The organism is Lentzea albida, from assembly GCF_900111005.1.
GTDB classification, from domain to species: domain Bacteria; phylum Actinomycetota; class Actinomycetes; order Mycobacteriales; family Pseudonocardiaceae; genus Lentzea; species Lentzea albida.
The window spans coordinates 59,663-85,504 of sequence record NZ_FOFV01000009.1; the positions used below are offsets into that span (position 1 = coordinate 59,663).

A 25,842-nucleotide genomic window follows, 5' to 3' on the forward strand; every position below is an offset into this window, starting at 1 on the left:
ACCTTGCCTAGTTCACGCGGATTCGGGGGTCGAGCGCGGCGTACAGCACGTCGGCGAGCCAGCCGGAGAACAGCACGCACACCGCGACGAAGAGCGTCACCGTGGCGGTGATGTTCGTGTCCTGCGCCGAGATGCCGGTGACGAGCCAGTCACCCATGCCGAACCAGCCGAAGATCCGCTCGGTGAACGTGCCACCGACGACGAGCAGGCCGAAACCGAACGCGAACAGGGTCGCCATCGGGATGAGCGCGGTGCGCAGGCCGTGCTTGAACAGCGCCTTGCGGCGCGTCAGCCCCTTGGCCTGGGCGGTGCGCAGGAAGTCGCTGCCGAGCACGTCGAGCATCGACGAGCGCTGGTAGCGGCTGTAGTAGGCGATCTGGCCGAGGGCGATCGCGAGCGTCGGCACGATGAGGTGCTGCAGCCGGTCGCCGAGGTGCTCGAACCAGTTGCCCTGGAAACCGGGGGTGGTCTCACCGACGAAGATCAGCACGTTCGTGCCGATGGAGTCGTTGATCCCCTGCGCGCCCATCTTGAGCAGCGTGCCCAGCACGAACACGGGTGTGGACAGCAACACGAAGCTGAACAAAGTCGCGAAGTAGTCGCTGAACTTGTACTGCCTGATCGCGCTCACCACGCCGAGCAGCACGCCGAACAGGATGCCGATCGTGATGCCGAGCAGGAACAGCCTCAGACTCACGCCGACGCGCCTGCCGAGTTCGTCGGTGATCGGGCGGTCGGTGATCGTGCGGCCGAAGTCGCCCTGGACCACTCCCCCCATCCACGTCACGAACCGCTGCGGGATCGGCTGGTCGAGGTGCAGGTCTCGTTTCTTCGCCTCGATCGAGGCCGCCGGCGGCGGTGGGTTGCGTTGTTGCAACACCCCGATCGGGTCAAAGGTGGCGGAGGCCAACGTGAACGCGAGGAACGTCGCCACGAGGGCGAGCACCACGTAGTTGACCAACCGCCGCAACAGAAATCCGGCCACCCGTGTTCAGTCCTCTCCCCGGTGGTTGCGACGTCGGCTCACTGGATTGCAGTGGACGAGTTGCAAGAGGTTAACCGCCGATCCGGCGGACCGCTGCCCACCCCCACCAATGCGGCGGAGGCCCACTGACCGGGCCATAGTCACCCATGCGTGAAGGATTGGCCGGTGGAACAGCCGCATCAACAGTTGACTCTCGTGAATTGTGTGTTCAAGCGTGACCATTGTGCGGCCGGATCGCTGTTTTCCGCGTGAAGTTCTGTCTCACCACGGATGCATGTGACGCATCTGGGTGAATGCATTGACCAGAAGATGTGAGACAAGCAGCGCAATGTGATCGGAAACCGGACATCACGCTGTGAAGCGCTTCAGGTGTGCACCGTTACTGCACCGACGCGGAGCAGGGCGGACGTCCGAGCAGCTCACGGGCGACTAGGCCGAACGGCGTGAACCGCGTCACATCTGACATGGCCAGATGGCTTAGGTGAGCCTAAGAAAGGCGCCACAAACGGCCGCCGGCGATCACGAACACCTGATCTCCCGCCCTCTCCACCGCGACCACCGCGCCGGACGGCCCGTCCGCGGGGCGCTCCCCCTTCTCCGACACCAGCTTCACGCCGCCGTGGTCGACGAACAGCGTCGGTGTGCCGTCGACGGGCACCGGGGCGGTGAGGGTCTGGTCGTCGCCGACCGGGACGTCCGGCGTCGTCACCTTCTTCCAGTCCGGACCGGTCCACCAGGCCAGCCGGCCCCCGGCGCGGCCCACGACGTGGCAGGTGCCGTCCCAGCAGCGGGCGGCCAGCGCGGCGTCGCCGTCCGGGAGGACGGCGGTGGTCCAGGTGCTGCCGTCGAACCGCCAGACCGCGGCGCTCACCACGCCCTTCGCGATCTGCCAGCCCACGACGAGGGCGCCGTCGCCGTCCGGAGTGACGGCGAGCGGGAAGCGCAGGAGCTCCTGCGAGCTCTCCAGCACGGTGCCGGCGGACGGCCGGCGGGTCCACGTGCCGGCCGCGTAGGTCCAGGCGGCGATGTCGAGGCCGGCCTTGTCGCTCTGCCACGTGCCGATGATCAGCGGGCCGTTCTTCGTCCGCACCGGCCCGATCAGCTCGCCCGCGCCGTAACCGCCGAACGTGCTGAAGGCCTGCGGCTGCTCGGTGATCGCACGCGTGTCGCCGGTCCAGGCGCTCCAGCGGACGTTGCCGTGCGCGCCACCCCGTTCACCGCCGACACCGGTGATGGTGGTGCCGTCGGAGGTGAGGCCGTACCAGTGCGCCTCCTTGCCGTACGGCGTCGCCGGGGTCAGCCGGGAGTTGGTGGTCGTGCCGTCCTTCGCCCGCGTCACGAGCTCCGGGTGGTCGGACGGACGCGTGCCGATCACCAGCGTCTCCCCGTGCGTCGCCAACGCTTCCGGCGTCGCCGTCAGGTCGACCGCGGTGAATCCGGCCGTGTTGTCCGCACCGCCTGAGGAGCAGCCGGTGAGGACCAGCAAAACCGCGAGCGTCAGCCTCCGCATGCGGGCCAGTATCGACCACATGCGCCCCGAACCCGGTCAGGTCATGCACTTCTCCGAGGACCCGCCGCTCACGCGGTTCGTCCCGCACGTGGCGGCGACGGCGCGGCAGCCCGATGCGTACGTGTGGGCGGTGGACGCGCACCGCGCGCCGGACTACTGGTTCCCGCGGCAGTGCCCGCGAGTCCTGGTGATCTCCCCGACGGCCAGGGTGCACGCGATCGAGCACGGGTGGCTCGAGCGGATGCGGACAGCGGAGCTGTACGCGTACCGGTTCGACGCGGCACCGTTCCGGCCGTTCGGCGAGGAAGGTGAGGGCGGCGGCCACGCGCACGTCGCCACCGAGCCGGTCACGCCGCTGGGGCCTGCCGAACCCGTCGGCGACCTGCTCGCGTTGCACGACGCCGCCGGCATCGAACTGCGGCTGCTGCCGAGCCTGTGGCCGTTCTGGGACGAGGTCGTGACCGGTCCGCACACCTTCAGCGGCATCCGCCTGCGCAACGCCCTCCCGCGCTGACCAGGAGGCGGCCCGGAAGCGGGGAAAGCCTGGTAAACGTGGACGTATGGGACTTCTCAGCGGGATGATGGGGAACGCGTCGAAGCTCGACCCGCGGGACGCCGCGAAGGAGTTCGGGCGCCTGCTGTCGCACGGGGAGCAGATCCACGCGGCGTACCAGCTGCTGCGCGACTCGTTCCTGTTCACCGACCGGCGGCTGATCCTGGTCGACAAGCAGGGCATGACGGGCAAGAAGGTCGAGTACCACTCGATCCCCTACAAGGCGATCACGCAGTTCTCGGTCGAGACGGCCGGGCACTTCGACCTCGACGCCGAGCTCAAGATCTGGGTCTCTAGCCACGACGTGCCGATCTCCAAGCAGTTCGGCAAGGGCGTCGACGTCTACGAGGTGCAGGCGCTGCTCGCCGCCTTCGTCCGGTAGGAACGCCGTAGCGCCAAGGGAAATCCCCCGCCGGCGGCGCGCCCGCGGGGGATTTCCCTTGTGGGGTCTAGCGGGCCTGCAGCATCGGGCGGAACCTGTCGCGGTACGCCCACGCCAGGCCGATCTCGGCGGCGGTCACGAGCAGTCCCGTCACCAGTCCGCTCGGCTCCAGGAAGACGTGGAACAGGAGGATGTTCACCACCATCGGGGCCAGCAGCGCGAGCGCCAGCGGCACGAACCGCCCGGCGAGGAGCAGCACACCGGCGACGACCTGGACGCCGGACGCGAGCTGCAGCATGTAGCCGGTGGCGTGGAGAGCCGCGCTGAACGCCACTCCGGCGGGCGCCATCGTGCTCGGATCGGGTGCGGGCATGAAGTTCAGGAACCCGTTCAAGCCGGTCGCGGTGAACAGCAGGCCGGTCAGCACGCGGGTCACGAGCGTCGCGTGGCGGGCGGCGGCGGACTTGCGGACGGTGGTGGCGGCGGGGGTGGTGGTCGTGGCGGTCATCTCGGGTTCCTCCTGGGCTGTCGTGTCCTTCCACCGAGGAGTCGAACGGGCACCACCCCGGATCGACACGACCACCGAAAAATCTTGAGAAACCTCGAAACAGCTGGTCAGACGCGTGCCGCGCGCACGTACTCCGCGACGGGGCTGAGCCTGAGCCAGTCCGGCAGGCCGCGCACCACCCAGCGCTGACCGGTCAGTTCGATCGTGCCCGCGCGGACCGCGTCGAGCAGTTCGAACTCGCCCTCCCACATGCGGTAGAGCGTGGCGAGGTCGGACGCCAGCACGGCGTCGACCTCCAGGCCGGGGTCGGTGTAGCAGATCGAGGCGTCACCGGGTTCGACGACGAGCCAGAACGTGCGTTGCCGGTCGCTGATGCGGACCTCGATGTTCGCGCGCTTGTCCAGACCGCTCGTGTCGACGCGGCCGTGCATCCACCACATCAGCACCTCGGGGTCGAGCTCCTCGGCGCGCGGGTCGCCGAACGCGTAACGGGCACCCCAGTCGGCGAGGCTGAACACCAGCGGGCGCAACGCCTCCCCCGCCTGCGTGAGCGTGTAGCCGTCGCCGGTGCGCTGCACGAGACCGGCGGTCGTCAGCTGCCGCAGCCGCCGCGACAGCAGGGCCCGGGAGAGTCCCGGCAGGCCGCGGGAGAGCTCGTTGAAGCGCGAGGCACCGACGAGCATGTCCCGCACGATCAGCAACGTCCACCGGTCGCCCAGCACCTCGACGGCGCGGACGATCGGGCAGTACTGCGCATAGGTCCTCACAGGGGAGGTTTCCGCCCGGTGGCGCATTTCGTTACCGCCGTCCGGTTCACTTTCAGAACTACCCGCGGGGCTTGCCGGTTCTTACGTTCATCGCATGACAACTCTTGACGCACCCCGTGTGACCGGCACGTTCCCGACCGTCACGAGGGAAGACGACGCGAAGTTCACCGACCTGGCCGCCCGCATCGGCGCGGTCGCGGCGGCCCACGCCTCCGAGCACGACCGCGACGCCACGTTCGTGAGCGAGGCCTACGAGGCCATGCGCGAGGAGGGCTACCTGGCGTTGGCCGTACCCGAGGAACTGGGCGGGCTCGGCGCCACGATGCGCCAGGTCTGCTACGCCCAGGCGGAGCTCGCGCGCCACGACGGCGCCACCGCCCTGGCCGTCACGATGCACCTCTACCTGACGCTGATGCAGGGCTACCGCAGACGCAAGGGCGCACCGGACGCGGAGGGCGTGCTGCGGCGCGTGGCGGCGGAAGGCCTGGTCATCGCCACCAGCGGCGGGTCGGACTGGCTGTGGCCGACGACGACCGCGACCCCCGTCGACGGCGGGTTCCTCGTGAACGGGCGCAAGGCGTTCTGCAGCCAGTCGCCGCGCGCGAACGTCGTGGCCACGTCCGCCGTGCTCGGGGAGGAGGTGCTGCACTTCAGCGCGCCTCTCAACGCCGAAGGCGTGCGCATCGAGGAAACCTGGGACACGCTCGGCATGCGCGGCACGGCCAGCCACGACGTGGTGCTGGAGGACGTGTTCATCCCGGCCGAGAAGATCGCGGCCCGCCGTCCGTACGGCGAGTTCGGCGCTCCCCTGTTCGCCGCGGTCGTCCACTTCGCACCGGTGTGCGGGGCGACGTACTTCGGCATCGCGGCGGGCGCGCGGGACGTGGCCGTCCGCGCGACGACGAAGAACGCCACCCGGCAGATCGGGTTGATGGACTACAAGCTGCGCACGGCGTGGTGGTCGCTGATGGGATCGATCGAGGAGCTCGGTTCGGACTACACGGCGGGCCCGGAGGCGACGACCACGGTGATGCTGGCGAAGCGGCAGGCCGTCGTGGAGGCGATCGAGGTCGTCGACATCGCGATGGAGGTCCTCGGTGGACGGTCGTTCTTCAAGCGCTCACCGCTGGAACGCGCCTACCGCGACGTGCGTGCCGGAACGTTCCACCCGCTCACACCCGAAGCCACACTCGTGTACGCGGGCAAGGTCGCACAGGGTGACCCCGGGGTGACGGAATAGGTTCAAGTTGTAGGCGTGCCAAGGGTTTGCGACGATGCGGACCCATCCTCGGAGAAGGAGCGATTCCGGTGGCCACTCGCCTCAACCCGTACATCAGCTTCGACGGCCAGGCCCGCGAGGCGATGGAGTTCTACCAGTCGGTCTTCGGTGGTGAGCTGAAGATGAACACCTTCGGCGAGTTCGGCATGCAGGACACGCCGCAGGCCGACCAGATCATGCACGCGCAGTTGGAGACCGACGCCGGCTACACGATCATGGCCGCCGACACGCCGCCCGGCATGGAGTACCGGCAGGGCTCCAGCATCACGGTGTCGCTGTCGGGCGACGACGAGGTGCTGCGCCAGTACTTCACCGCCCTCGCGGAGGGCGGCAAGATCGGCACGCCGCTCGAGAAGCAGATGTGGGGCGACGAGTACGGCGACCTCGTCGACAGGTTCGGCGTCAACTGGATGGTCAACCTGGGCGGTCTGGGCTGACCACCGGCGGGGCGGGGCCGCGGGAGTAGCCCCGCCCGCCGCGCTGACGCATCATGGGGATCATGAGCGAGCGTCTGAGAGGTGTGGTCGGCCAACTCGCGATCCGGCCCGGCGACCGGGTGCTGGAGATCGGCTGCGGGCAGGGCGTGGCCGCCACGATGGTGTGCCAGCTGCTGTCCACCGGCACGCTCACCGCGATCGACCGCTCGGTGAGGATGGTCGAGGCCGCGACCCGCCGCAACGCCCCGTACGTGGCGTCGGGCAAGGCGGAGTTCCTCATCGCGTCGCTGGAGGACGTGAACCTGGGCGACCGGCGGTTCGACCTCGTGTTCGCCGTGCGCGTCGGCCTGTTCCACCGCGATCCCGCCCGCGCCCGCGCCCTGGTGGAGCCGTGGCTCGCGCCGGGTGCGCGGGTGCGGTCGTTCTTCGACGTTCCGGTCTAGTGGTGTGGCGCAGGAGGTCGGCGAGGTGACGCGCGCTCAGCAGGGCGCCTCGCGGCACCGCCCCCACGCCCCCGTACCACCAGTACGACGACGTGGGGGCGGCACCACGATGCACCCGTCTGACCACGGATTCCCCCGACAACCTCCTGCGCCACACCACTAGTCCGCGTCGAGGGTTCGTTCCAGCAGGTCGTCGACGCGGGCGTCCCAGTCCGCCTCCTCGACGGTGCCGTTCAGGACGGCGACGGCGGCGAGCGTGACCGTGCCCTCCACGTCCGCGGTCAGGGTCGGGACGTGTGCGGCGGTGGTGAAGGCCGTGCCCTGAGGTGCGGTCTGCGACTTCTCGCCGGTCCAGCCCCGCACCCCGACGAGCCGGGACGGCAGGTCGGTGGCCCAGCCGGTGAGCTCGGCCGTCGTGCCCGGTGGCGCGCCGATGATGCGGTGGACGCGCAGTTCCTGGTCACCCCACACGGCCGTGACGCTCTCGACCTTCAAGCCCGGCACCACGACCTGGTTCGCGTCGAACACCGGCCGGTGCCAGGACGCGGCCCAGTTGTCCCGCGCGCCCAGGGGGTGGATCCGCCGCCGCACGCTGCGGTCGCCCCGGACGACCAGGCTGAGGTGGTTGTCGGCCACGTTGTGCTTCGAGGTCGGGCCGGTGGAGGTCGAGTAGGCGAACCGGCTGTACAGCGGATCGTCGTCGGTCGCGTACTCCCCTTCGAACGGCCGGACGTGGTCGCTGCCGTGGTTGTGCAGCCTCGTGACGCCGCCGTGGCGTTGGACCAGGAGGCCCGGACCGGGCAGCGCGAGCGTTCGGTCCTCGTCCTGCACCTCTTCCACCGCGGTCCACAGTGGATGGTCGGGGCCGGCGAGCAGGCAGACGAACGCCTTCGACGCCCAGTACGGCGAGGCCGGGCCGGAGTAGGGCTGCAGGCTTGCCTCGTGCGGCCCGTGCCAGCCGAGGCTGAGCAGGCCGTCGGTGAGCGAGCTGCGGTCGAGGAAGTACCGCAGCGAGTTGCTGATGAGGTACCGCGAGTGGCCGGGGCTCAACGGCGTCTCCCCGGTGACCGCCCCCAGCGCCACGGCCGACGCGGCGGCGAACCGGTAGGTCAGCGACCGTCCGAAGTAGAGCGGAGCGCCGTCCGCGCCGAACAGCAGGTGGAAGCTCTTCAGGTGCTCGCGCAGGTGCGTGGTGACCGGCCGCCCGTCGAGGTGTGCGTCGAGCGCCGGGTAGAGGTGCAGCGCCCACCCGTTGTAGTGGTCGAACGCCCTGCCGTCGCCGTCGGAGTACCAGCCGTCCCCGACGTACCAGCCTTGGAGCAACTCCATCGCACGCTGTTTGGCCCGACGGGTCTCGTCGTCGCCGCGACCGGCGTTCTCCAGGAACGACGCCACGGTGTAGGGGAAGAAGTACCAGTTGTTGGCGGCCGGCACGTGCCGCAGCGAGCCCCTCAGCCAGGCCTCGGCCCGGTCCTGGGTCTCCTCGGGGAGCTCGTCCCACAGCCACGGTTTGGTCAGGCGCAGTCCGAGCGCCACGGAGGCCGATTCGACCATGGGCTGGCCGACGTCGGAGATGGCGGGCCACTGCCCGCCGGTCCCGGCGGTGAGACCCGCGGCGTACCGCTCGAGCCGGTTGTGCGGGTCGTCGCCGTGCGCGGTGCGGAAGGCGGCGGCGAGGAACGTGCGGGCGTAGCCCTCCAGGCCGTCGGACCGGACGCCGCTGCGGGACGGCCTGCCGGGCAGGTCGAGGAAGGCGTGGTCCGGGGAGGCGTGGCGCCAGGCGGCGTCGAGCAGGCCGTCGGCGGTGGCGACCCAGTGGGCGCGGGTGAGGCCGGTGCGGGGGCTGAGGGCGTGGTCGGGGTCGGGCAGCTTCACGCGATGGGGTCCCTTCGCTCGGCCGGCGGCCGGCTGTGGTCTGACAGGTTCATGCGTTCGTGGGGCGGCTGCGCCGCAGGTGGTGGGCTGTGGTGCGGTGGCGCCACGCGGGCCTGGACCCGACCCGCCACGCGGCCCCCGGCTCTCTCCTGCTCCCTCACGCGATCCTCCCCCTCAACTCCGCCGGCACCGGGGTCGCGAACCCCTCCCCCGCCGCCCACCGCCGCACCTCGTCCACCGCGTGCCGCCCGAGCCGCCCCCACTCGTTGCCCTGCGAACCGGCCAGGTGAGGCGTGATCAGCACGGCATCGCTGTGCCACAACGGGTGTTCCGCCGGCAGCACCTCCGGGTCGGTCACGTCGAGCACCGCGCGGATCCGCCCGGCCTCCGCCGCCAGCGCGTCCTGGTCCACCACCGCGCCCCGGGCCGTGTTGATCAGCACGGCGTCGTCGCGCAGCAACCCGAGCAGTTCGGCGCTCACCAGGCCGACGGTCTCCGGCAGCAGGGGCGTGTGCACGCTGACCACGTCGCTGCGTTCGAACAACTCGGCCAGCCCCACGGATTCGGCACCGTCCACTTCGGTCACGAACGGGTCGTGCACCAGCACCTGGAAATCGTAGGGCGCGAGCAGCTCGATCACCCGGCGGCCGATCAGCGACGCCGACAGGATGCCCACGACGGTGCCGAAGTTGCCCACCGAAGGAGCCACCTCGTACACCGCCATCCGCTTGGTCTCGCGGTACTCGCGGGCGCGTTCGAGCACCCGCTTGCCGCTCAGCAGGATCATCGCGACGGTGTACTCGGCCACCGGCAGCGCGTTGGCCTGGGCGGCCGACGACACCGCGATGCCGCGGTCCCAGCACGCGTCGGTAACGAAGCCCTTGACCGACCCGGCCGTGTGCACGATCGCCGTCAGACGAGGCAACCGGGACAGCACGGAGGCCGTGATCGGTGGACACCCCCAGCCCGTCACGAGCAGGTCGACGTCGGGCACGTCCGCGAAGTCCGGGAAGACGCCGGCGAACTCGCAGACCGACTCCAGGGAGCCGAGCACGGGCGTGAGGACGGCGGTGGCGGCCTCCGCCGACATCACGCCCGCGGCCCTCACTTGACGGCTCCCGCGGTCATGCCGGCCTTCCAGAACCGTTGCAGCAACATGAACGCGAGGATCAGCGGCAGCACCGCGAAGAGAGATCCCATGATCACCACCGGGTAGTACTCGGGAGACACCGTGGCCGAACTGTTCCACTGGTACAGGCCAAGGCTGACGGGGTAGAGCAACTGGTCGGACAACATCACCATCGGGAGGAAGAAGTTGTTCCAGATCGTGGTGAGCTGGAACAGGAACAGCGTGACCAGCCCCGGGCCGAGCATGCGCAGCGCGACCTTGAAGTACGTGGCGAGGTCGCCGGCGCCGTCGATGCGCGCGGCCTCCAGCACCTCGTCGGGCACGTAGCCCTGCGCGAAGATCCGGCCGAGGTAGACGCCGAACGGGTTGAACAGCGCCGGGATGAACACCGCCCAGAACGTGTTCACCAGGCCGGCCTCGGACGCCATCAGGTAGAGCGGCAGCGCGAGCACGGTCTGCGGCACCATGACCGCCGCGAGCACGAGCCCGAAGAGCTTCTCCTTGTGGCGGAAGGCGTACTTGTCGAACGCGTAGCCCGCGGCGATCGAGATGAACGCGCTGACGGCCGCGCCGAACACCGCGTACAGCAGGCTGTTGAGGTACCAGCGCCCGTACAGGCCCTTGTCCATCGCGAACAGGTTCTGCACGTTCTCCACCAGCGAGAACCCGCCGAACAGGTCGCTGTTGAACAGCGCGTCGACGTTCTTCGTGGCGGCGAGCACGAGCCACATCACCGGCAGCAGGGTGTAGAGCACCGAGATGCCCACGACCACGTTCACCGTGGTCCGGCCGAGGAGGGTCATCAGATGGCCTTCCTGTTCGTCCAGCGGGTGACGCCGTAGGACAGCGCGATGGTGAAGGCCAGCAGGACCACCGACGCGGCCGCGGCGAGGCCGTAGTTGTTGCGGGTGAAGGCGGCGTCGTAGATGTACATGCTCGGCGAGAACCGGGCGCTGATCATGGGCGTCGACTGCGAGAGCAGCACCGGTTCGGTGAACAGCTGCAGCGCCCAGATCAGCGTGAAGATGCCCACCGTGACGATCGCGCCGCGCACCAGTGGCGCCTTGATCCGCACGGCCTGCTTGACGGGACCGGCACCGTCCACGACGGACGCCTCCAGCACCTCGCGCGGCACGGCCTGCAACGCGGCGTAGAAGATCACCATGTTGTAGCCGAGGTTGCTCCACAGGGCGATGTTCACGATCGACGGCAGCACGGTGTCGATGCCGAGGAAGTTGATCTGGATGTCGGCCCTGGCGAACAGGTCGACGATCGGGCTCAGCCCCGGCGTGTAGAGGTAGAGCCAGATCAGCGCCGCGATGATGCCCGGCACGGCGTGCGGCAGGTAGAGGCTCATCTGCGCCCAGCTGCGGAGCTTCGCCACGCCGGAGTCGAGCAGCAACGCGAGGGTCAGGGCGCCGACGACCATCAGCGGGATGTAGAGCAGGCAGTACAGCACGACGGTCAGCAGGCCGTTCAGGAACGTCGGGTCGCTGAGCACCGCGAGGTAGCTGCGCAGCCCGACGAACACGGTGCTCTCCGGGCCGAACCCGAGCCCGGGCTGGTCGGCGGCGAAGAAGCTGAGCCAGACCGCGGTACCGGTCGGGACGAGGAAGACCGTCACGAGCAGCACGAAGAACGGCGCCATCAGCACGGCGCAGGCGAGCCTGCCCTTCACCGGGCACCCTCCTCAGTGGACAGACCGAGCGCCTTGAGGTCGGGCATCGTGCCGCTCTGCGCCTCGCGCAGGGCGTCGATCACCGTGCCGACTCCCGCACCCGCCCGCGCGAACCCGTCCTGCATGACCTTCTGCGTGGCGGTCATCCGCGGCCCCCACACCCAGCCGTCGCGGATCTTGTCCGCCTCCTGCTGGAACAGCCGGTAGATGTCCTGACCGCCGTAGTACTCGCCGGGGAACGCCTTCGCGCCCGCCTCGACCAGGCCGGGCGCCACCGGGTACTGGCTGCTCGTGCCGCTCTTGAGCCGGGCGGTCAGCGCGTCCGGGTGCGTGCACTGCCATTCGATGAACTCCATCGCGGCCTCGGGCTGCCGCGAGTCCTTGGTGACGGCGAACGTCGACCCGCCGTGCGTGCCGACGACCTGCTCGTCCCAGATCGGCATGGGGGCGATGCGCCACTTGCCCTTCTGCGCCGGACGGGCCCGCATCTGCGCGCCCGCGTCCCACGCGCCGCTGAGCCTCGTGATCACGCGGTCCTGGCCGAGCTGCGCGTCGTGCTGCTTGCTGTCGGCGGCGTTGCGGAACACCAGGTCCTCGTCGATCAGCCCCTGCCAGTAGTCCGCGACCTTGCGCGTGGGCGCGTCGGCGAGGGAAACGCGCCACTTGCCGCCACTCGTGTCGAACCACTGCGCTCCCGCCTGCCAGGCGTAGCAGGCGAACTGCATGGCGCCGTCGGTCGGGAAGATCGCGAGCCGCTGCTCGGGGAACCGGTCGCGGACCGTGCGGGCGAGCGAGGCGAACTCGTCCCACGTCGCGGGGATCTCGTACCCGTTGGCCTGGAACAGGTCCGCGCGGTAGTGCAGGACCATCGGCTCGACGTCGAGGGGGACGCTGAACACGCGGTTGTCGAACGTCGTGAGCTTCAGGGCCTGCGGGAGGATCTTCTGCTTGACGCGATCGGTCACGAGGTCGGTGATGTCCCTGGCGACGCCGTCGATCGCGTACCCCGGCACCTGCGGGTACTCGATCGTGGCGACGTCGGGGGCGTTGCCCGCACGAGCCGCGTTGCTGAGCTTGGCGTACCCGCCCTGCCCACCCGAGGGGATCTGCTGGAAGACCACCCTGATGCGGTTCTGCGAGGAGTTGAACGCGTCGACGACCTGCTGACTACCTCGCAGGGCCGACCAGAACGTGATCTCTACCGGACCTCCGGCACCGCGGCGTTGCGGAGTGGAGCAGGCCGCCAGTGGTGCCGTGAGGCCCGCCGCGAGAAGTGTGCGACGACTCAGGCGCATGAATCGCATCCTGATCGCCTGATCGGTTTTACGTCAAGAAACGGTCAAACGCTCAGTCGACGAGCGGATCTTCAACGCGGGCAGCAGCTCGACCCGTTCGGCGGCCGTGACCTCGCCTTTCAGCTTCCGCAGCAGCAGCTCGGCAGCGACTTTCCCAACCTCGGTCTTCGGCGGCGCGACGGCCGTGAGCGGGATGCTGCCGAGGGAGGCGACCACGTCGTCGTACGACACGACCGAACACATCCCCGGCACGTCGACCCCCGCGCGCATCAGCTGCTGGACCAGCATCAACGCGTCTTCGTCGCCGTGCAGCACCGCCGCCGTGGCCCGGTGCGCGCGCAGCACGTCCGCGAGCTCGGTGTCCGGCGAGCTCCGCACCGTGACCGCGTCCTCCAGTCCTGCGGAGATCTCCGCGAACGCCCTGCGCAACACGCGTGCGGTCGGGCTGTCGTCGCGTGCGGCCAGCACGATCCGACGGTGCCCAAGGTCCGTCAGGTGCTTCACGGCCAGGTACATGCCGTACCAGTGGTCGGAGCACACGGAGTTCATCGCGCGCAGCCCACCGCTCGGCCGGCGCTCCATGAGAACGGTCGGGACGCCCGTGTCCGCGAGCCAGTCGTCCTCGGCCTCCTCCTCGGACGTGCGCCACCGCGGCGCCATCAGCAGCCCCTGCACGGACTCGGTCAGCGCCTTCTCGACGATGGGCCGTTCCGCGCCCCTGACCTGCGGCGCGATGTGCAGGACGACCCGCATGCCGGCCTCTTCGAGCGTCTTGCGGGCGCCGTTCATCGTCTCGTAGAGGTACGTGTGGCGCTCCGGCACGACCAGCGCGATCGACCCGTTCACCGCCTGTCGCGGTTCCGGCTGCTCGACCGGGGTGAGCGACCGCGCGACGCCGTGCCCGCGGCGCAGCTTGCCGAAGCGGGCGAGCTCCTCGACGTCACGGCGGATCGTGACGATCGAAACGTCCAGTTCCTCGGCCAGATCGCTCACCTTGACCGTGCCCCGCGACGCCGTGACGGCCAGGATCCGCTGCCGCCGTGCCTCGCTGGACTCCCGCATGACCGACCGCCTGTTCGTTTGAGCGTTTTGCCGCGAGCATAGCTGACACGACTCTCAGCGACCGGGGACTAGCTTCGGCCGCGAGGGGGACACCGACATGAAGATCGTGATTCCAGGCGGGACCGGACAGGTCGGCGGCGTGCTGACCCGTGCGCTCAGGGCGGCGGGCCACGAGGTGGTGGTCATCAGCCGCAGCTCCGGCGTGCGCTGGGACGGCCACACGCTCGGTCCGTGGGCCGACGAGATCAACGGCGCCGACGTCGTCATCAACCTGGCCGGGCGCAGCGTGAGCTGCCGCTACAACGCCGAGAACCTCCAGCAGATGATGCGGTCGCGGGTCGACTCGGCCCGCGTCGTCGGCGAGGCCATAGCGAAGGCGGACGACCCGCCCGGGGTCTGGTTGCAGATGAGCACGGCGACGATCTACGCGCACCGGTTCGACGCGCCGAACGACGAGGAGACCGGCGTGCTCGGCGGCCGGGAGCCGGACGTGCCGGGCTACTGGGCCTACAGCGTCGAGATCGCCAAGCGCTGGGAGGCCGAGCTGGAGGAGGCCGACACCCCGGCCACCCGCAAGGTCGCGCTGCGCTCGGCGATGGTGATGAGCCCGGACCGGGGCGGCGTGTTCGACTACCTGTCGTGGATGGCCCGGCTCGGGCTGGGCGGCCCGGTCGCGGGCGGCAGGCAGTACGTCTCGTGGATCCACGACGACGACTTCGTGCGGGCCGTCGCGCTGCTGATCCGCGAACCGATCTCCGGCGCGGTCAACCTCGCGGCGCCGGGACCGGTGCCGCAGCGGGAGTTCATGCGCGAGCTCCGCAAGGCGTGGCGCGTGCCCGTGGGCCTGCCCGCGACGAGCTGGATGGCCGAGATCGGGGCGTTCGCGCTGCGCACCGACACCGAGCTGCTGTTGAAGAGCCGCCGGGTGGTCCCGGGCAGGCTGCAGGACGCGGGATTCGAGTTCCACTTCCCGAACTGGCGGGAGGCGGCGCAGAATCTGGCTGAGCGCAGGAGGTGAGATGCCGAGGACCAACGACGTCGGAGGCCTCGACGGGTTCGGCCCGGTGGTCGAGGAGCTCGACGAACCGCCCTTCCACCACGACTGGGAGGCGCACGTGATGGCGATGAACCGCGCGCTGATCGGGCAGAAGGTCTACAACCTCGACGAGTTCCGCGACGCGGTCGAACGGACCATGTCCCACGAGTCGAGCTACTACGAGAACTGGTTCCGCGCCATCCGGACGCTCCTGAAGGAGAAGGGCGTTGTCTGAGCGCTACCGCACGGGCGACCGGGTGCGGACGTCCACAGTGGACCCCGACCACCACACGCGGCTGCCGCACTACGCGCGCGGCCACGTCGGCACGGTGGTCGGCAGCGACGGCGTCCACCCGCTCGCGGACCTGAGCGCTCAGGGCATCCAGCAGCCGCAACAGGTCTACCTGGTGCGCTTCACCGCACGCGAACTCTTCGGCCACGGCGACCACAGCGTGACGCTGTCCCTCTGGGAGGACTACCTCAGCGATGAGTGACGACCACGACGACTCCGCGATCGCCGCCCAGGTCCGGGACCTGGAGGCGGTGCTGGAGGAGAAGGGCCTGCTCGACCCGCGCGAACTGGACCAGGTGCTGGAGGCGTTCGCGGCGAAGTCCTCCCCCGCCAACGGTTTCCGGGTCGTCGCCCGCGCCTGGACGGACGACGGCTTCCGCACACGGCTGCTCGACGACGCGAACGAGGCGCTGCCCGAGCTCGGCCTGTCGATGGGCGGCGGCCTGCAACCACAGGTGCTGCACGTCGTCGAGAACACCGCCGACGTGCACAACGTCGTCGTCTGCACGCTCTGCAGCTGCTACCCGCTCTCCCTGCTCGGCCCGTCCCCCACCTGGTACAAGAGCCCGGCGTACCGCTCGAAGGTGGTCAGCCACCCGCGCGAGGTGCTGGAGCAGTTCGGCCTCACGCTGCCCGAGTCCACGAGGATCGAGGTGTGGGACGCGAACGCCGAGTCGCGGTACATGGTGCTGCCGCGCCGGCCCGACGGCACGCAGGAGCTGACCGAAGCCGAACTCGCGGGTCTGGTGACGCGCAACGGGTTGATCGGCACGGCGGCCGTGTAGGTCACCGCGCCGGCACAGGTTCGTTCGTCAACGCCCGCACCGACGGCGAGGCGAGCATCGCCCCGGTCGCGACCAGGTAGAGCGCGGCGCACCCGAGCAACGCGGCCGACGTGCCGAACGCGTGCGTCACCGGCCCGATCGCGAGCTGCGCCAGCGGGATCACCGCCCACGACCCGAGCATGTCGTAGGAGTAGACGCGGGCGAGCCGGTCGGCCGGCACGTGCTGCTGCAGCGCCGTCTCCCACGCCACCGCGAACTGCTCCAGGCCCACCCCGGTCACGAACGAGGTGGCGATCAGCAGCCACGGCGCCGGGTGCACGACCATGACGACCGGCAGCACCGCGAAACCGGACACGAGCGCCACGCCGAGCAGCAGCGGCCGGCGCACCCTGAGCCGCATCACGACGAACGCGCCGACGACCATGCCCGCGGTCTGCGCGGCCAGGACCAGGCCCCATACCTCACGCCCGAACGTCGTGTCCGCGAGCACCGGCCCGAGCACCATGACACCGCCGACGAGGGCCGCGTTGACCAGCGTGAAGCTCACGATCACGACCCAGACCCACTGCCGTGACACGACTTCCGCCCAGCCGACCTTCAGCTCGGACAGCACCGAGGGCTTGTGCTCGGCGGGCAGGCGGGCGGCGGGCACGCGCACGAGCGCGAAGAACACCCCGGCCAGCGCGAACGACAGCGCGTCCACCGCGAGGCCCCAGCCTGGTCCGATGAACGCGATCAGCAGGCCGCCGAGCGCCGCACCGCCGATGCGCGCGGTGTTCAACCCGAGGCGCAGCACCGCGTTGGCCTGCAGGCGCACCTCGACCGGCACGGTCTGCGGCACCAGCGCCATCGAGGCCGGGAGCGAGAACGCGCTCGACATGCCGTTGACCACCGACAGCACCACGAACCACGTCACCGACGCCGTCCCGGTCAGCACGAGCGCCGCGATCAGGGCCTGGCTCGCGAAGCTGACCGCGCACGACCCCGCGAGCACGAGCTGGCGTGGCAGGCGGTCCGAGACGACGCCGCCCCAGAGCAGGAACACCGCGTTCGCGATCGACCGCGCGGCGACGACGACGCCCAGCGACGTGATCGACGAGGTGAGGTCGAGGACGGCGAAGGCCAGTGCGATCGGTGCCAGCGCGTTGCCCGCGATGGTCGTGACCCGACCCGCGAGCAGCCAGCGGAAAGCCGGATGCGCCAAAGGCGCGAGTGGATCCCCCATCAGGACAAGCTACAACGACGCGGGAGCCGCCCGATCCCTTGAACCGGGCGGCTTCCGGCGTGCGGTTCAGTCGCCCAGCGGGTTCAGCAGGTCGGCCTTGCCCTCGAACGCGAACAGCAGCAGGTCGACCATCCGGAACGTGCTGGAGTCCGGGCCGAGCGTGGGCCGCCAGTACGGCGAGCGCACGATCGAGATCCGGCTGCCCTCCATCGCGCGGTGGAAGACCTCCGCGGTGAGCCTGCCGCCGACCGGGCCCATCAGCCCACCGGCGACCTCGGCCTCCCGCAGGACGTAGAACCACAGCGGGGTCGCCTCGACCAGCTGCGCCCGCTGCTGCTCGGTCAGGCCCTCGACGACCGCGCCGCCGTTGCCCACCAGGATCTCCTCGGCGGTGAGCGGCTCGACGCCGAAGATCTCGGCGATCTGCTGACCGGTGGCGAGTTCCATCATCGAGGCCCTGGTCAGGTTCCGGAACGCGAGGTTGCGCTCGATCTCCCGGAACTGCGTGCCGCGCCCGCCGAACGTGCCGGCCGGCAGCCGCGTCAGCGGGTCGACCAGCAGCGTGTCGATCCGCTTGGTGACGTTGCCGCCGCCGGTCGCCGCGGGCGGCACGAGGTCCTCGCGCTCGGCCTCGGTGAAGTCGTACAGCCGCCGGAAGTCCGCGATCCAGTTGCTGGGCAACGTGAAGATCGGGCCGCGGTTCACGTCGTCGAGGTCACCCGGCGTGCGGGAGCCCGGGTCGAAGTTGCCGGCCACACCGGTGAAGGTGAACAGCGCGAACAACGTCGCGATTCCACCCGGTCCCGTCTCGTTGAACACGCGGTTCCACTGGTACACGTCGCGGACCTGGCTGTGCCCGAAGCGGTACGAGGCGACCGAGAACTCGACGGGCATGGTCGGCGAGTCGTCGCGGCAGCGGCCCGGCACCTCGAAGAACCGGCGGCCGTGGGTGAAGACGTCGTCCACGATCGCCTGGTCGACGATCCGCGGCAGGAAGTCGGTCTTGAGCATCCACTGGTAGTGCCGCACCACGAGCTCCTTGGCGGCGCGGAAGAGCCGCGAGCCGGTGAGGCCGGTGAGCGCGAGCTCGTCGACCACGCGGTTGTGGAAGCGGATGAACGCGAGGTGCGTCTGCGCCACCACGAGGTTCTCGTCGTTGCGGGCGTCCGGGATCAGCGGCAGCCGCCGATCCGCCGCCGTGCCGGCCGTCCCACCGCGGCGCGGCAGGTCGAAGCCCTCGAACGGGACGTTGGTGCCCTCGTCCGGGAACGGCACCGGCGTCGTGGTGCCGACCTTGAGCTTCACGCCGTCCTGGGCGTAGAAGGCCTGGTCGTCCTTGTCGCGCGGGCCGCGGCCGTAGACCGAGTCGAGGTCCAGCGCGGGCGAGCGCCCCTGCAGCAGCTCGTCGAGGTTCACGTCCTGCCCGAGCTGCGACTCGGTGCGGTCCATCGTCAGGTCGTGGTCGACGAACTGGCCGAGGTAGGTGAAGCCCGCCGGGACGACCGGGTCGGCCGAGTCGGGCTGCGGGACGTTCGCGGTGATCGCGGTCGCGAGGGCGGTCCGCGTCTCCTCGTCCGTGCGCGGCCCCTTCGGCCCCAGTCGCGAGAACCGGAACCTGCGCAACTCCTCCGCCGTGGAGGGCTGACGCGTGGTGGCCACACCTTTGTCGTCGAATTCCAGCACTCCTTCGCCCACGACGAAGAAACTGTCGCGCACGTGCCTCTTCATGTCTCCCCCTGTATCCCCTCTACCAGGCGACCTGTTCTCCCCAACAAGCACCTGCCCCACCGCCAGTCTCCGTACGGATGAAAACACCGTCGAAGCTTTTGCCGAGAACCAAAATGCCGTCACGCAGCGGATACGAGGTGGACGAGAATATTCTCGGGAACCGCCGAAAAGGCGATCTTGTGAATTCGGATCTAGTTTCACGCGCTGTCGTCACGGCCCACCGCACGGGCGACGGGCCGAGGGGTGGTTTCGGGCGCGGCGGGAGCGGGTACAGCTGCGAAATGCTCGAAGTCACGGTGACGAAGTCGTCGCCTGCCTCCACCCTGGTCACCGTCTCCGGTGAACTGGCCGGTCCCGGCGCGGAACGGCTTCTCGCCCGGCTCGACCGCCTGCTCGACAACGGCCACCGCTACGTGGTCCTCGACCTGAGCGGCGTGACGTTCTGCGACTCCAGCGGCGTGAGCGCCCTGGTGCGCGGCCACGCCCGCGCGTCGGCCGCGGCGGGCGGCCTGAAGGTCTCGGCGGCGTCCGTCCAGGTGACGAGGGTACTGGAGCTGTCGGGCCTCGGGCGGATGCTCGGCCTGCCGTCCACAGTGGAGGCTTAGCGGCCGGGCCGGGACGGCGTCACCACCCCGGCGGGTGCCATGATGGCGGGGTGGAGTCCACGCGCATCGACCGCTGGCTGTGGGCGGTCAGGCTGACGAAGACCCGCCCCGACGCCGCCCAGGCGTGCCGGGGCGGCCACGTGCGCATCAACGACAAGCCCGCCAAGCCCTCCACGACGGTCGTGCCCGGCGACCAGGTCCGCGCCCGCGTCGGCGACAAGACCCGCGTCGTCGAGGTGGTCAGGGTGATCCAGAAGCGGGTCGGCGCCGAGGTGGCGGCGATGTGCTTCATCGACCGCACGCCCAAACCACCGCCGGAGATCCCGATCGCGCGCCGCGACCGGGGCGCGGGCCGTCCGACGAAGCGGGAGCGGCGCGTGCTGGACCAGTTCCGGTCGCAGAACTAGGGCCTAGTCGTAGCTCAGCCGCAGCTCCGACAGCTTCATCGTCTCCAGGTGCGCGACGTCGCCGTGGTCGAGCACCGACTCCAGCAGCATCGCGAGTGATCCGCCGAGCACCGGTACTTCCTCCGGCCGGTCGCCGGGACCGAAGACCACCCAGTGGCTCAGTCCGGTGCGGAAGTCGGCGACCTCACCCGCGCACCGCCCGTCCGCCAGGTCGAACACCACGTCGACCTGGTAGCGGCCGACCTTTACATGCTCCCGCGCGCTGTCCGGGCGGATCCTCCACGCACCACCGCGCAGCGACGCCGCACCCAAGCGCTCGTAGAGCGCGATCAGCTCGCCACTGCCCTGCGGTCCCATGTAGATGCTGAACGGTCCCGGGCGCCGCACCCGAGGCTCAGGGGGCTCACATTCGTGCTCGGCCGCGATGCGGTCCAGCACCGTCTCGATGCCCGGCGGAGCAGGCGTCAGCGCCCAGCCCGCCACCGGTTCCAGCGCACCGTCCTCGTGCTGGGTGACGCCGACGAGGCCCGCTTCCAGGGCCACGGCGCTGACGTCGCGGCCGTCGTTGACGTTGATCACCGCACGGCTCAGCGTGGCGGGCACGGTGTCCGTGGAGAGGCCGTGCTCGGCGCTGTCCCGCGGTTCGCCGACCGGGAGGTCCAGCATCGGGTTCGGCACGGTGCCGTCAGCGGGGTACTCCAGGTACGGGTAGAAGCGCGTGACCCAGCCGGTGACGATCTCGCCGCCGTAGGCGTCGACCGGGTTGTAGATCCGCTTCCAGAACTCCGCGTCCGCGTTGCCCTCTGCCGCGCGCACGAACTCGTCGGTGATCGGGACGAGCGAGCGGCACCAGCGCTCCAGCCCGAACCGGGGCAGGTCGTCGATCCTGGCACGGATGCGGCGCCAGTCGTCGGGCGTGCCGGTCAGGGTGATCGACGGGATGCCGCAGACTGCGATCATCCAGAACCCGAAGTACGGCGAGTAGGCGTCCAGCATCGCGACCCGGCCGGCCAGTCGCTCGACGGCGGTGCTCGTGCTGAAGTCGCACTCGAAGATCGAGTCGCCGATCTGCTTCGCGAGCCGCTCCACCAAGGAGTCCCACGTGTCGCCCGGGCCGAAGTGCGCCGTCAGGCGCTCCTTGCCCTCGTGGCCGACCAGGACCGGTCTCAGTTCCTCGGCGTGCTGCTTCACGTGGTCGGAAATGCCGCGCGCGATCGTCAGCCACACCGCGTCCGGTGACAGCACCAGGGGCCGGTGTTCCGCGAACGCCTTGCCGACCGCGTGCAGCAACGGGTGCACCCCGTTGGGCCTGAGCACCTGCGCGTCGCCTCCGGTGGCGAGCGCCGCGGGGAACAGGTCAGCGGTGCGAGAGGTGGGCAGCGAGTCGGTGACGGGCATGACGTCGTCGACCGGAAATGTCACCATTCCTTACCGTACAACGACTTCCGCCAGCTCCGTCAGCGCTGTCCCGAGCGGCAGGTCGACCCGGTGCGACGCGTGCGGATCACCGCGCGTCTCGCCCCGGTTGATGATCACGACGGGAATGCCCGCCGCGGCCGCCCGCCGCACGAACCGCAGACCCGACATCACCGTCAGCGAGGAGCCGAGGACGAGCAGGGACCGCGCGCCGTCGACGAGCGAGTAGCACTGCTCGACGCGCGGGCGCGGCACGTTCTCGCCGAAGAACACGACGTCCGGCTTGAGCACGCCGCCGCACGCCTCGCAGGGCACGACCTGGAAGCCGCGCACCTGCTCTTCCGGCAGAAAAACGTCGCCGTCCGGGTTGATCTCGTCCGTCGTCGCGTGGAAGTCCGGGTTGGCCTCGCGCAGGCGCCGGTCGAGGTCGAGGCGCGGCGTGATCAGCCTGCAGCCGAGGCAGATCACGCGGTCGAGGCCTCCGTGCAGTTCCACGACGTCCGGGGAGCCCGCGGCCTGGTGCAGGCCGTCGACGTTCTGGGTGATCACCCCGGCCAGTTTCGGGTGCAGCCGGCTCACGGCGTGGTGGCCCGCGTTCGGGTGCGCGCGGGCGATCGTGCGCCAGCCGACGTGGCTACGCGCCCAATAGCGCTGCCGCCCGGCCTCGCTGGTGGTGAACTCCTCGTACGTCATCGGGGTGTGCTTGCGCAGCGACCCGCCCTCGCCGCGGTAGTCCGGGATGCCGGACTCCGTCGAGATGCCCGCGCCGCTGAGCACCAGCACCCCGCCCTCCTCGACGATCGGCACGACGTCGGCGAGGGTGGAGGTGCGCGGCAGCGACGGGCCGGGGTTCGACCAGGTCAGAGTGGGCCTTGTTCGCACTTCACCAGCTTACGTACCACTGTCGAATCTCGGCCTCCGCAGCGGCGACGTCGCCGCCGGACGGGGCCGTGACCAGCGCGAACTGGCGTCCGGCGCCACTGCGGAGCAGGAGCTTGTCGCCCTGGGCGGTGGACGCCGCCGAGCTGACGACCAGCGGCGAGCGCAGCGACCCCGGCAGGTGCAGCTCGGTCGGCGCGGAGCCCCCGTCCGAGTCCCAGACCAGCACCGCGAACGGGGCCGAGCCGACGAGCGCGCGGACGTTCGGGAGCGGGATCTGCTGCCAGGTCTGGTAGGCGCGGTCCTCGTAGGTGAACGCGAGCGTGGTGCCCGCGACGGCCTGCGGGTACACGCGGTCGACGAGGGCGCGGTCGACGTTCAGCACCGCGTTGCCGGCGTCGTCGAGCTTCACGGCCGAGAAGTGCTCGTCGTTCATCGCATCGCCGTCGGTCTTGACCTTGGCCGGGTTGTCGTTCATCAGTTCGCGGTGGCGGCCGTAGTTGGTGTCCCAGTGCCACTGGCTGCCGGAGAGCACGCTGCCGCGCGGCGCCGACCACCAGCGCGCGCCCGGCGCCGTCGAGTCGAGGCCCTGGTAGATCGCCTTCAGCACGGACGGCGTCTTGTCGGAGGTGAAACCCGCGACCGGGTGGCCGAACTCGGAGACGATCGCGGTGGTGCCGAGCGCCCGCGCGCGGTCGCGGATCGTGCCGAACGCCTGGGTGTACTGGCCGTCGCCCGCCTTGCCCGGCATGAGGATCCCGGACTGCGCCTTGCCGTCGTAGAAGTGCGCGTTGAACACGAACCTCTCGCCGAGCGACGGGACCAGGGTCAGCCCGCCGGGTTCGGCGAAGAAGTCCACGTTCTGGTTCCAGAACACCAGCGGCTCCACGAACGCGGGCTTGTGCGCCCAGCCCGCCTCGTCCATCTCCGCGCGGAAGCGCTGGTAGAACGGCATCAGCAGGTCGCGCTCCCACGTCTGCGAGGTCTGTCCGGCGTCGTACTTCCCGGCGTACGGCTCGTTCAGCGGGTCGACGCCGACGACGAGCTTGAAGTCGGTGACGGGCAAGGCGTTCTTGACGTGCGCAAGAGCCGCGCCGGCCGCGTTGACGAACGAGTCCTGCACGCCGTTCCGGTTGTGCCAGAAGTCGTAGGTGGCGGCGGTGACGGCGTTGTTGTTCTTCATGTTCTGGCCCCAGTGCACGCAGATCCCGCACGACTCCTTGGGGTACCCGCTCGCCGCCCAGGCCGGGGCGCCGTCGCCGGTGTACCAGCTGTCCTTGTTGAACAGGTATCGCGAGTACAGGTCCTGGTGGAAGTCGAGGTAAACGCGGATGCCTTCACCGGTGAAAGCCCGCAGCTGGGCGGTCACGCGGTCGAGGTAGGTGTGGTCGATCTGGCCGCGCTGCGGTTCGATCCACGCCCACGTCAGCAGGAACCGCACGGCGTTCGCGCCGGTCAGCTGCTTCATCGTTTGCGCGGACCTGCGCGCGTCGGCGACGTTGGCGAATGGAAGCCCGCGGTTCTCGGCCAGTTTCGCCGTGCCGGAGACGTTGAAGCCGCGCAACACCACCTCGCGGCCGTGTTCGTCGCGGAAGACCCCGCCGGAGACCCGCAGCTCGGAGCCGTCGAACTCCGCGCGGGCAGAGGTGATCACCAGGGAGAAGAGGAAGAGGACCGCCAGGAGAACCGCTCGCCGCATCGCCGCCGCCTTTGGGAACGTGAACGAGATTCACGTCGAACGTAGCCGGTGCGGCGGCGATGCGGCTAGCGGCGATCAGCTGAACGTGGCCGCCACCAGTTCGGCGGTCTTGGCGAGCAGCGGCTCGTCGGCGCCGCCGGTCGGCTCGCTCTCGCGCGTCGACAACACGGCGATCACGATCGGCGCGCGGCCGACCGGGAACGCGATGCCGACGTCGTTCGTCGTGCCGTAGCTGCCGGTACCGGTCTTGTCGCCCCAGCGCCACGCGGCGGGCAGGCCGGCGCGGAGGCGGTTGTCGCCGGTCGTGTTGGCCAGCAACCACTTCGTGAGCTGGTCGGAGTCGTTGGAGTTGAGGGCGTGGCCCAGCGTCAGGCGCGCGTAGCTCTGGCCGATGGCGCGCGGCGACGTCGTGTCGGTGACGCGGCCCGGTTCCGCGGAGTTCAGCTCCGGCTCCCAGCGGTCGAGGCGCGTGACCGGGTCGCCGATCGAGCGGCAGAAGCGGCTGATCGCCGTGGGGCCGCCGAGCTCCTTGAGCAGCAGGTTGGCCGCGCAGTTGTCGCTGTAGGTGATGGTCGCCTCGCACAGGGCCGAGACGGTCATGCCGTTCGCGAGGTTCTCGGGCTTGCCCGTGATCGGCCCGTACCCGGACTTGTCCACATCGGACTTCGTGTAGGTGATCACCTTGCCCAGCAACGTCCCGTCGCGGTCCTTGCGCAGGACCGCCGCGGCCGCGATGGTCTTGAAGGTCGAGCACATCGGGAAGAGCTCGTCGGCCCGGTGCAGCACCGTGCGGCCGGTGCCGGTGTCCGTCGCGAACACGCCGAGGCGCGCGTGGTGCTGCCTCTCGAGCTCGCGCAGCCTGCCGGTGATCGTCGACGCCTGTGCCTGGGCCGGAACCGCCACGGCCAGTGCCGCTCCCGCGCCCAAGGTCAGCGCCGCACGTCGGTTGAAGCTCAACGTCCTGTCCCCTTCTCCCGAAACCTCTCCACCGGAATGGACGCGCGGGAGATCAACTGGTTGTCACTCGATCCGGCGCCAGCACGCCAGGTACGTCAGCGCGGCGATCAGCGACCCGGCCGACGCGAACGACCCGGCGCCGAGGTAGATCACCCACTCGTCGGCGTTCAGCCCTTCCCTGGCCAGCGGAAATCCCCACAGGATGGCGCCCAGGACGAGTGACGCGACCGCGGCGAGCGACCAGAACACGACCAGCACGACCCGGCCGACGCGCCGCGGTCCGGTGTAGGGCTTCAGGGATCCCCTGCGCTGCAACCACCACGCGGCGAGGGCGGCGAGGGCGAGCGCGATGCCGTCGGCGGCGAGGGTGTCGCTGAGGCGGTGCCACTTCGCGGTCAGCGTGTACTGACCGATCGCCGTCGCCCACGGCAGCACGAAGAACAGCACGACCCCGCGCCACTTCCACGGCACCACGATCACCGCCGCGAACAGCACGGTCATCGCGATCGTCGTGTGTCCACTCGGGAGGCTGTTGTGCGCGTAGTCGCCGGTGACCTCGACCAGTGCCGGGCGCGGCAGGACGAACCGCTTGAGCGCCTGCACCACGACCTGGCCGGCGACGATCACGCCCACGGCCGCGATCGTGAGGTCCCAGCGCTTTCTCAGCACACCGACCAGCGCCACCGCGACGACCGCCGCGGCCAGCGAGTAGATCGTGATCTGCCCGAGCGACTGCCAGGCGGCGTCCGTTCCGGACACGTCGTCCTGGTCCGCGCCGCGCAGCGCGGCGTTCTCGATGGTCTGGCCTGCCCTCGTCAGCACGGCGAGGACGTACACGACCGCCGCGAAGACGAATCCCGCCGCCGCGACCACGGGCCACCGTCGAAGGTTCACGCTGAGGCAGTCTGCC

General features: G+C 70.1%; 28 protein-coding genes. 11 read left to right on the plus strand and 17 right to left on the minus strand.

Features of this window, described 5'->3' with window-relative positions; translation table 11 throughout:
* Positions 1-7: 7 nt before the first annotated feature.
* Entirely contained in the window at positions 8-985 is a 978-nt protein-coding gene (locus BMY74_RS22805; protein ID WP_089919264.1) for an ABC transporter permease, read from the minus strand.
* Positions 986-1,472: 487 nt separating this feature from the next.
* On the minus strand, positions 1,473-2,495 hold the full coding sequence (locus BMY74_RS22810) for a hypothetical protein (protein ID WP_089919268.1): 1,023 nt from the start codon (positions 2,493-2,495) through the stop codon (positions 1,473-1,475).
* 19 nt (positions 2,496-2,514) lie between these two features.
* Here BMY74_RS22810 and BMY74_RS22815 point away from each other — a divergent pair, with 19 nt between their 5' ends.
* Both BMY74_RS22815 and BMY74_RS22820 read left to right on the plus strand, forming a co-directional pair.
* Positions 2,515-3,009: a DUF6886 family protein gene (locus BMY74_RS22815; RefSeq protein WP_089919271.1), complete on the plus strand. Its 495-nt coding sequence runs from the start codon at positions 2,515-2,517 to the stop codon at positions 3,007-3,009.
* Positions 3,010-3,055: 46 nt separating this feature from the next.
* A complete protein-coding gene (locus BMY74_RS22820; RefSeq protein WP_089919274.1) occupies positions 3,056-3,430 on the plus strand; it encodes a PH domain-containing protein in 375 nt (124 codons plus the stop codon).
* A gap of 67 nt (positions 3,431-3,497) precedes the next feature.
* On the opposite strand, the gene BMY74_RS22825 is transcribed toward BMY74_RS22820, so the two are convergent.
* Both BMY74_RS22825 and BMY74_RS22830 read right to left on the minus strand, forming a co-directional pair.
* Positions 3,498-3,938, minus strand: a complete 441-nt coding sequence (locus BMY74_RS22825) for a DoxX family membrane protein (protein ID WP_143091669.1) — start codon at positions 3,936-3,938, stop codon at positions 3,498-3,500.
* A gap of 107 nt (positions 3,939-4,045) precedes the next feature.
* On the minus strand, positions 4,046-4,705 hold the full coding sequence (locus BMY74_RS22830) for a winged helix-turn-helix transcriptional regulator (protein WP_218159700.1): 660 nt from the start codon (positions 4,703-4,705) through the stop codon (positions 4,046-4,048).
* Positions 4,706-4,799: 94 nt separating this feature from the next.
* On the opposite strand from BMY74_RS22830, the gene BMY74_RS22835 reads away from it, so the two are divergent.
* From BMY74_RS22835 to BMY74_RS22845, 3 genes are all read left to right on the plus strand, one after another.
* A complete protein-coding gene (locus BMY74_RS22835; protein WP_089919279.1) occupies positions 4,800-5,945 on the plus strand; it encodes an acyl-CoA dehydrogenase family protein in 1,146 nt (381 codons plus the stop codon).
* Positions 5,946-6,013: 68 nt separating this feature from the next.
* Positions 6,014-6,421, plus strand: a complete 408-nt coding sequence (locus BMY74_RS22840) for a VOC family protein (protein WP_089919281.1) — start codon at positions 6,014-6,016, stop codon at positions 6,419-6,421.
* A gap of 62 nt (positions 6,422-6,483) precedes the next feature.
* The gene (locus BMY74_RS22845) at positions 6,484-6,864 is read left to right on the plus strand and encodes a class I SAM-dependent methyltransferase (RefSeq protein WP_177229870.1); all 381 of its coding nucleotides are present in this window, start codon (positions 6,484-6,486) and stop codon (positions 6,862-6,864) included.
* Between the two features lie 159 nt (positions 6,865-7,023).
* Here BMY74_RS22845 and BMY74_RS22850 read toward each other — a convergent pair whose 3' ends face one another.
* The 6 genes from BMY74_RS22850 to BMY74_RS22875 form a co-directional block, all read right to left on the minus strand.
* On the minus strand, positions 7,024-8,739 hold the full coding sequence (locus tag BMY74_RS22850) for a DUF2264 domain-containing protein (RefSeq protein WP_089919285.1): 1,716 nt from the start codon (positions 8,737-8,739) through the stop codon (positions 7,024-7,026).
* Positions 8,740-8,896: 157 nt separating this feature from the next.
* A complete protein-coding gene (locus BMY74_RS22855; protein ID WP_245786304.1) occupies positions 8,897-9,847 on the minus strand; it encodes a hydroxyacid dehydrogenase in 951 nt (316 codons plus the stop codon).
* A complete protein-coding gene (locus tag BMY74_RS22860; protein WP_089919286.1) occupies positions 9,844-10,671 on the minus strand; it encodes a carbohydrate ABC transporter permease in 828 nt (275 codons plus the stop codon). Before BMY74_RS22860 ends, BMY74_RS22855 begins: the two co-directional genes overlap by 4 nt.
* Positions 10,671-11,546, minus strand: a complete 876-nt coding sequence (locus BMY74_RS22865; protein ID WP_245786305.1) for a carbohydrate ABC transporter permease — start codon at positions 11,544-11,546, stop codon at positions 10,671-10,673. Before BMY74_RS22865 ends, BMY74_RS22860 begins: the two co-directional genes overlap by 1 nt.
* Complete coding sequence (locus tag BMY74_RS22870) at positions 11,543-12,841, minus strand: ABC transporter substrate-binding protein (RefSeq protein ID WP_089919289.1); 1,299 nt, start codon at positions 12,839-12,841, stop codon at positions 11,543-11,545. Before BMY74_RS22870 ends, BMY74_RS22865 begins: the two co-directional genes overlap by 4 nt.
* 33 nt (positions 12,842-12,874) lie before the next feature.
* On the minus strand, positions 12,875-13,903 hold the full coding sequence (locus tag BMY74_RS22875; RefSeq protein ID WP_089919290.1) for a substrate-binding domain-containing protein: 1,029 nt from the start codon (positions 13,901-13,903) through the stop codon (positions 12,875-12,877).
* Between the two features lie 97 nt (positions 13,904-14,000).
* Between BMY74_RS22875 and BMY74_RS22880 the strand changes: the two genes are divergently transcribed.
* The 4 genes from BMY74_RS22880 to BMY74_RS22890 are packed head-to-tail and all read left to right on the plus strand — an operon-like array spanning position 14,001 to position 16,016.
* Positions 14,001-14,921 (plus strand): TIGR01777 family oxidoreductase, encoded by a 921-nt coding sequence (locus tag BMY74_RS22880; protein ID WP_089919292.1) that lies wholly within the window; start codon positions 14,001-14,003, stop codon positions 14,919-14,921.
* 1 nt (position 14,922) lies between these two features.
* A complete protein-coding gene (locus BMY74_RS45765) occupies positions 14,923-15,174 on the plus strand; it encodes an SH3-like domain-containing protein (protein ID WP_218159701.1) in 252 nt (83 codons plus the stop codon).
* A complete protein-coding gene (locus BMY74_RS45770) occupies positions 15,167-15,433 on the plus strand; it encodes an SH3-like domain-containing protein (RefSeq protein WP_218159702.1) in 267 nt (88 codons plus the stop codon). Before BMY74_RS45765 ends, BMY74_RS45770 begins: the two co-directional genes overlap by 8 nt.
* Positions 15,426-16,016: a nitrile hydratase subunit alpha gene (locus BMY74_RS22890; RefSeq protein WP_089919294.1), complete on the plus strand. Its 591-nt coding sequence runs from the start codon at positions 15,426-15,428 to the stop codon at positions 16,014-16,016. The genes BMY74_RS45770 and BMY74_RS22890 overlap by 8 nt, the downstream gene beginning before the upstream one ends.
* Before the next feature lies 1 nt (position 16,017).
* Here the strand turns inward: BMY74_RS22890 and BMY74_RS22895 are convergent, their stop codons facing one another.
* Positions 16,018-17,241 (minus strand): MFS transporter, encoded by a 1,224-nt coding sequence (locus BMY74_RS22895; protein WP_089919296.1) that lies wholly within the window; start codon positions 17,239-17,241, stop codon positions 16,018-16,020.
* A gap of 66 nt (positions 17,242-17,307) precedes the next feature.
* Positions 17,308-18,969 carry a peroxidase family protein gene (locus BMY74_RS22900; protein ID WP_089919297.1) on the minus strand — a complete coding sequence of 554 codons (1,662 nt, stop codon included), beginning with the start codon at positions 18,967-18,969 and terminating at the stop codon, positions 17,308-17,310.
* A 281-nt stretch (positions 18,970-19,250) separates the two neighbouring features.
* On the opposite strand from BMY74_RS22900, the gene BMY74_RS45160 reads away from it, so the two are divergent.
* Together BMY74_RS45160 and BMY74_RS22910 are read left to right on the plus strand one after the other, a co-directional pair.
* The gene (locus BMY74_RS45160; protein ID WP_177229871.1) at positions 19,251-19,574 is read left to right on the plus strand and encodes an STAS domain-containing protein; all 324 of its coding nucleotides are present in this window, start codon (positions 19,251-19,253) and stop codon (positions 19,572-19,574) included.
* A gap of 50 nt (positions 19,575-19,624) precedes the next feature.
* A complete protein-coding gene (locus BMY74_RS22910) occupies positions 19,625-19,981 on the plus strand; it encodes an RNA-binding S4 domain-containing protein (protein ID WP_245786306.1) in 357 nt (118 codons plus the stop codon).
* A gap of 3 nt (positions 19,982-19,984) precedes the next feature.
* On the opposite strand, the gene BMY74_RS22915 is transcribed toward BMY74_RS22910, so the two are convergent.
* The 5 genes from BMY74_RS22915 to BMY74_RS22935 form a co-directional block, all read right to left on the minus strand.
* The gene (locus BMY74_RS22915; RefSeq protein WP_177229872.1) at positions 19,985-21,403 is read right to left on the minus strand and encodes a DUF4419 domain-containing protein; all 1,419 of its coding nucleotides are present in this window, start codon (positions 21,401-21,403) and stop codon (positions 19,985-19,987) included.
* A 6-nt stretch (positions 21,404-21,409) separates the two neighbouring features.
* Positions 21,410-22,279 carry an NAD-dependent protein deacetylase gene (locus BMY74_RS22920; RefSeq protein WP_089919304.1) on the minus strand — a complete coding sequence of 290 codons (870 nt, stop codon included), beginning with the start codon at positions 22,277-22,279 and terminating at the stop codon, positions 21,410-21,412.
* 1 nt (position 22,280) lies between these two features.
* The gene (locus BMY74_RS22925) at positions 22,281-23,975 is read right to left on the minus strand and encodes a cellulase family glycosylhydrolase (protein WP_089919307.1); all 1,695 of its coding nucleotides are present in this window, start codon (positions 23,973-23,975) and stop codon (positions 22,281-22,283) included.
* A 75-nt stretch (positions 23,976-24,050) separates the two neighbouring features.
* Positions 24,051-24,932: a class A beta-lactamase gene (gene bla, locus BMY74_RS22930; RefSeq protein ID WP_089919309.1), complete on the minus strand. Its 882-nt coding sequence runs from the start codon at positions 24,930-24,932 to the stop codon at positions 24,051-24,053.
* A 63-nt stretch (positions 24,933-24,995) separates the two neighbouring features.
* The gene (locus BMY74_RS22935; protein ID WP_245786307.1) at positions 24,996-25,826 is read right to left on the minus strand and encodes a phosphatase PAP2 family protein; all 831 of its coding nucleotides are present in this window, start codon (positions 25,824-25,826) and stop codon (positions 24,996-24,998) included.
* Positions 25,827-25,842: the final 16 nt, after the last annotated feature.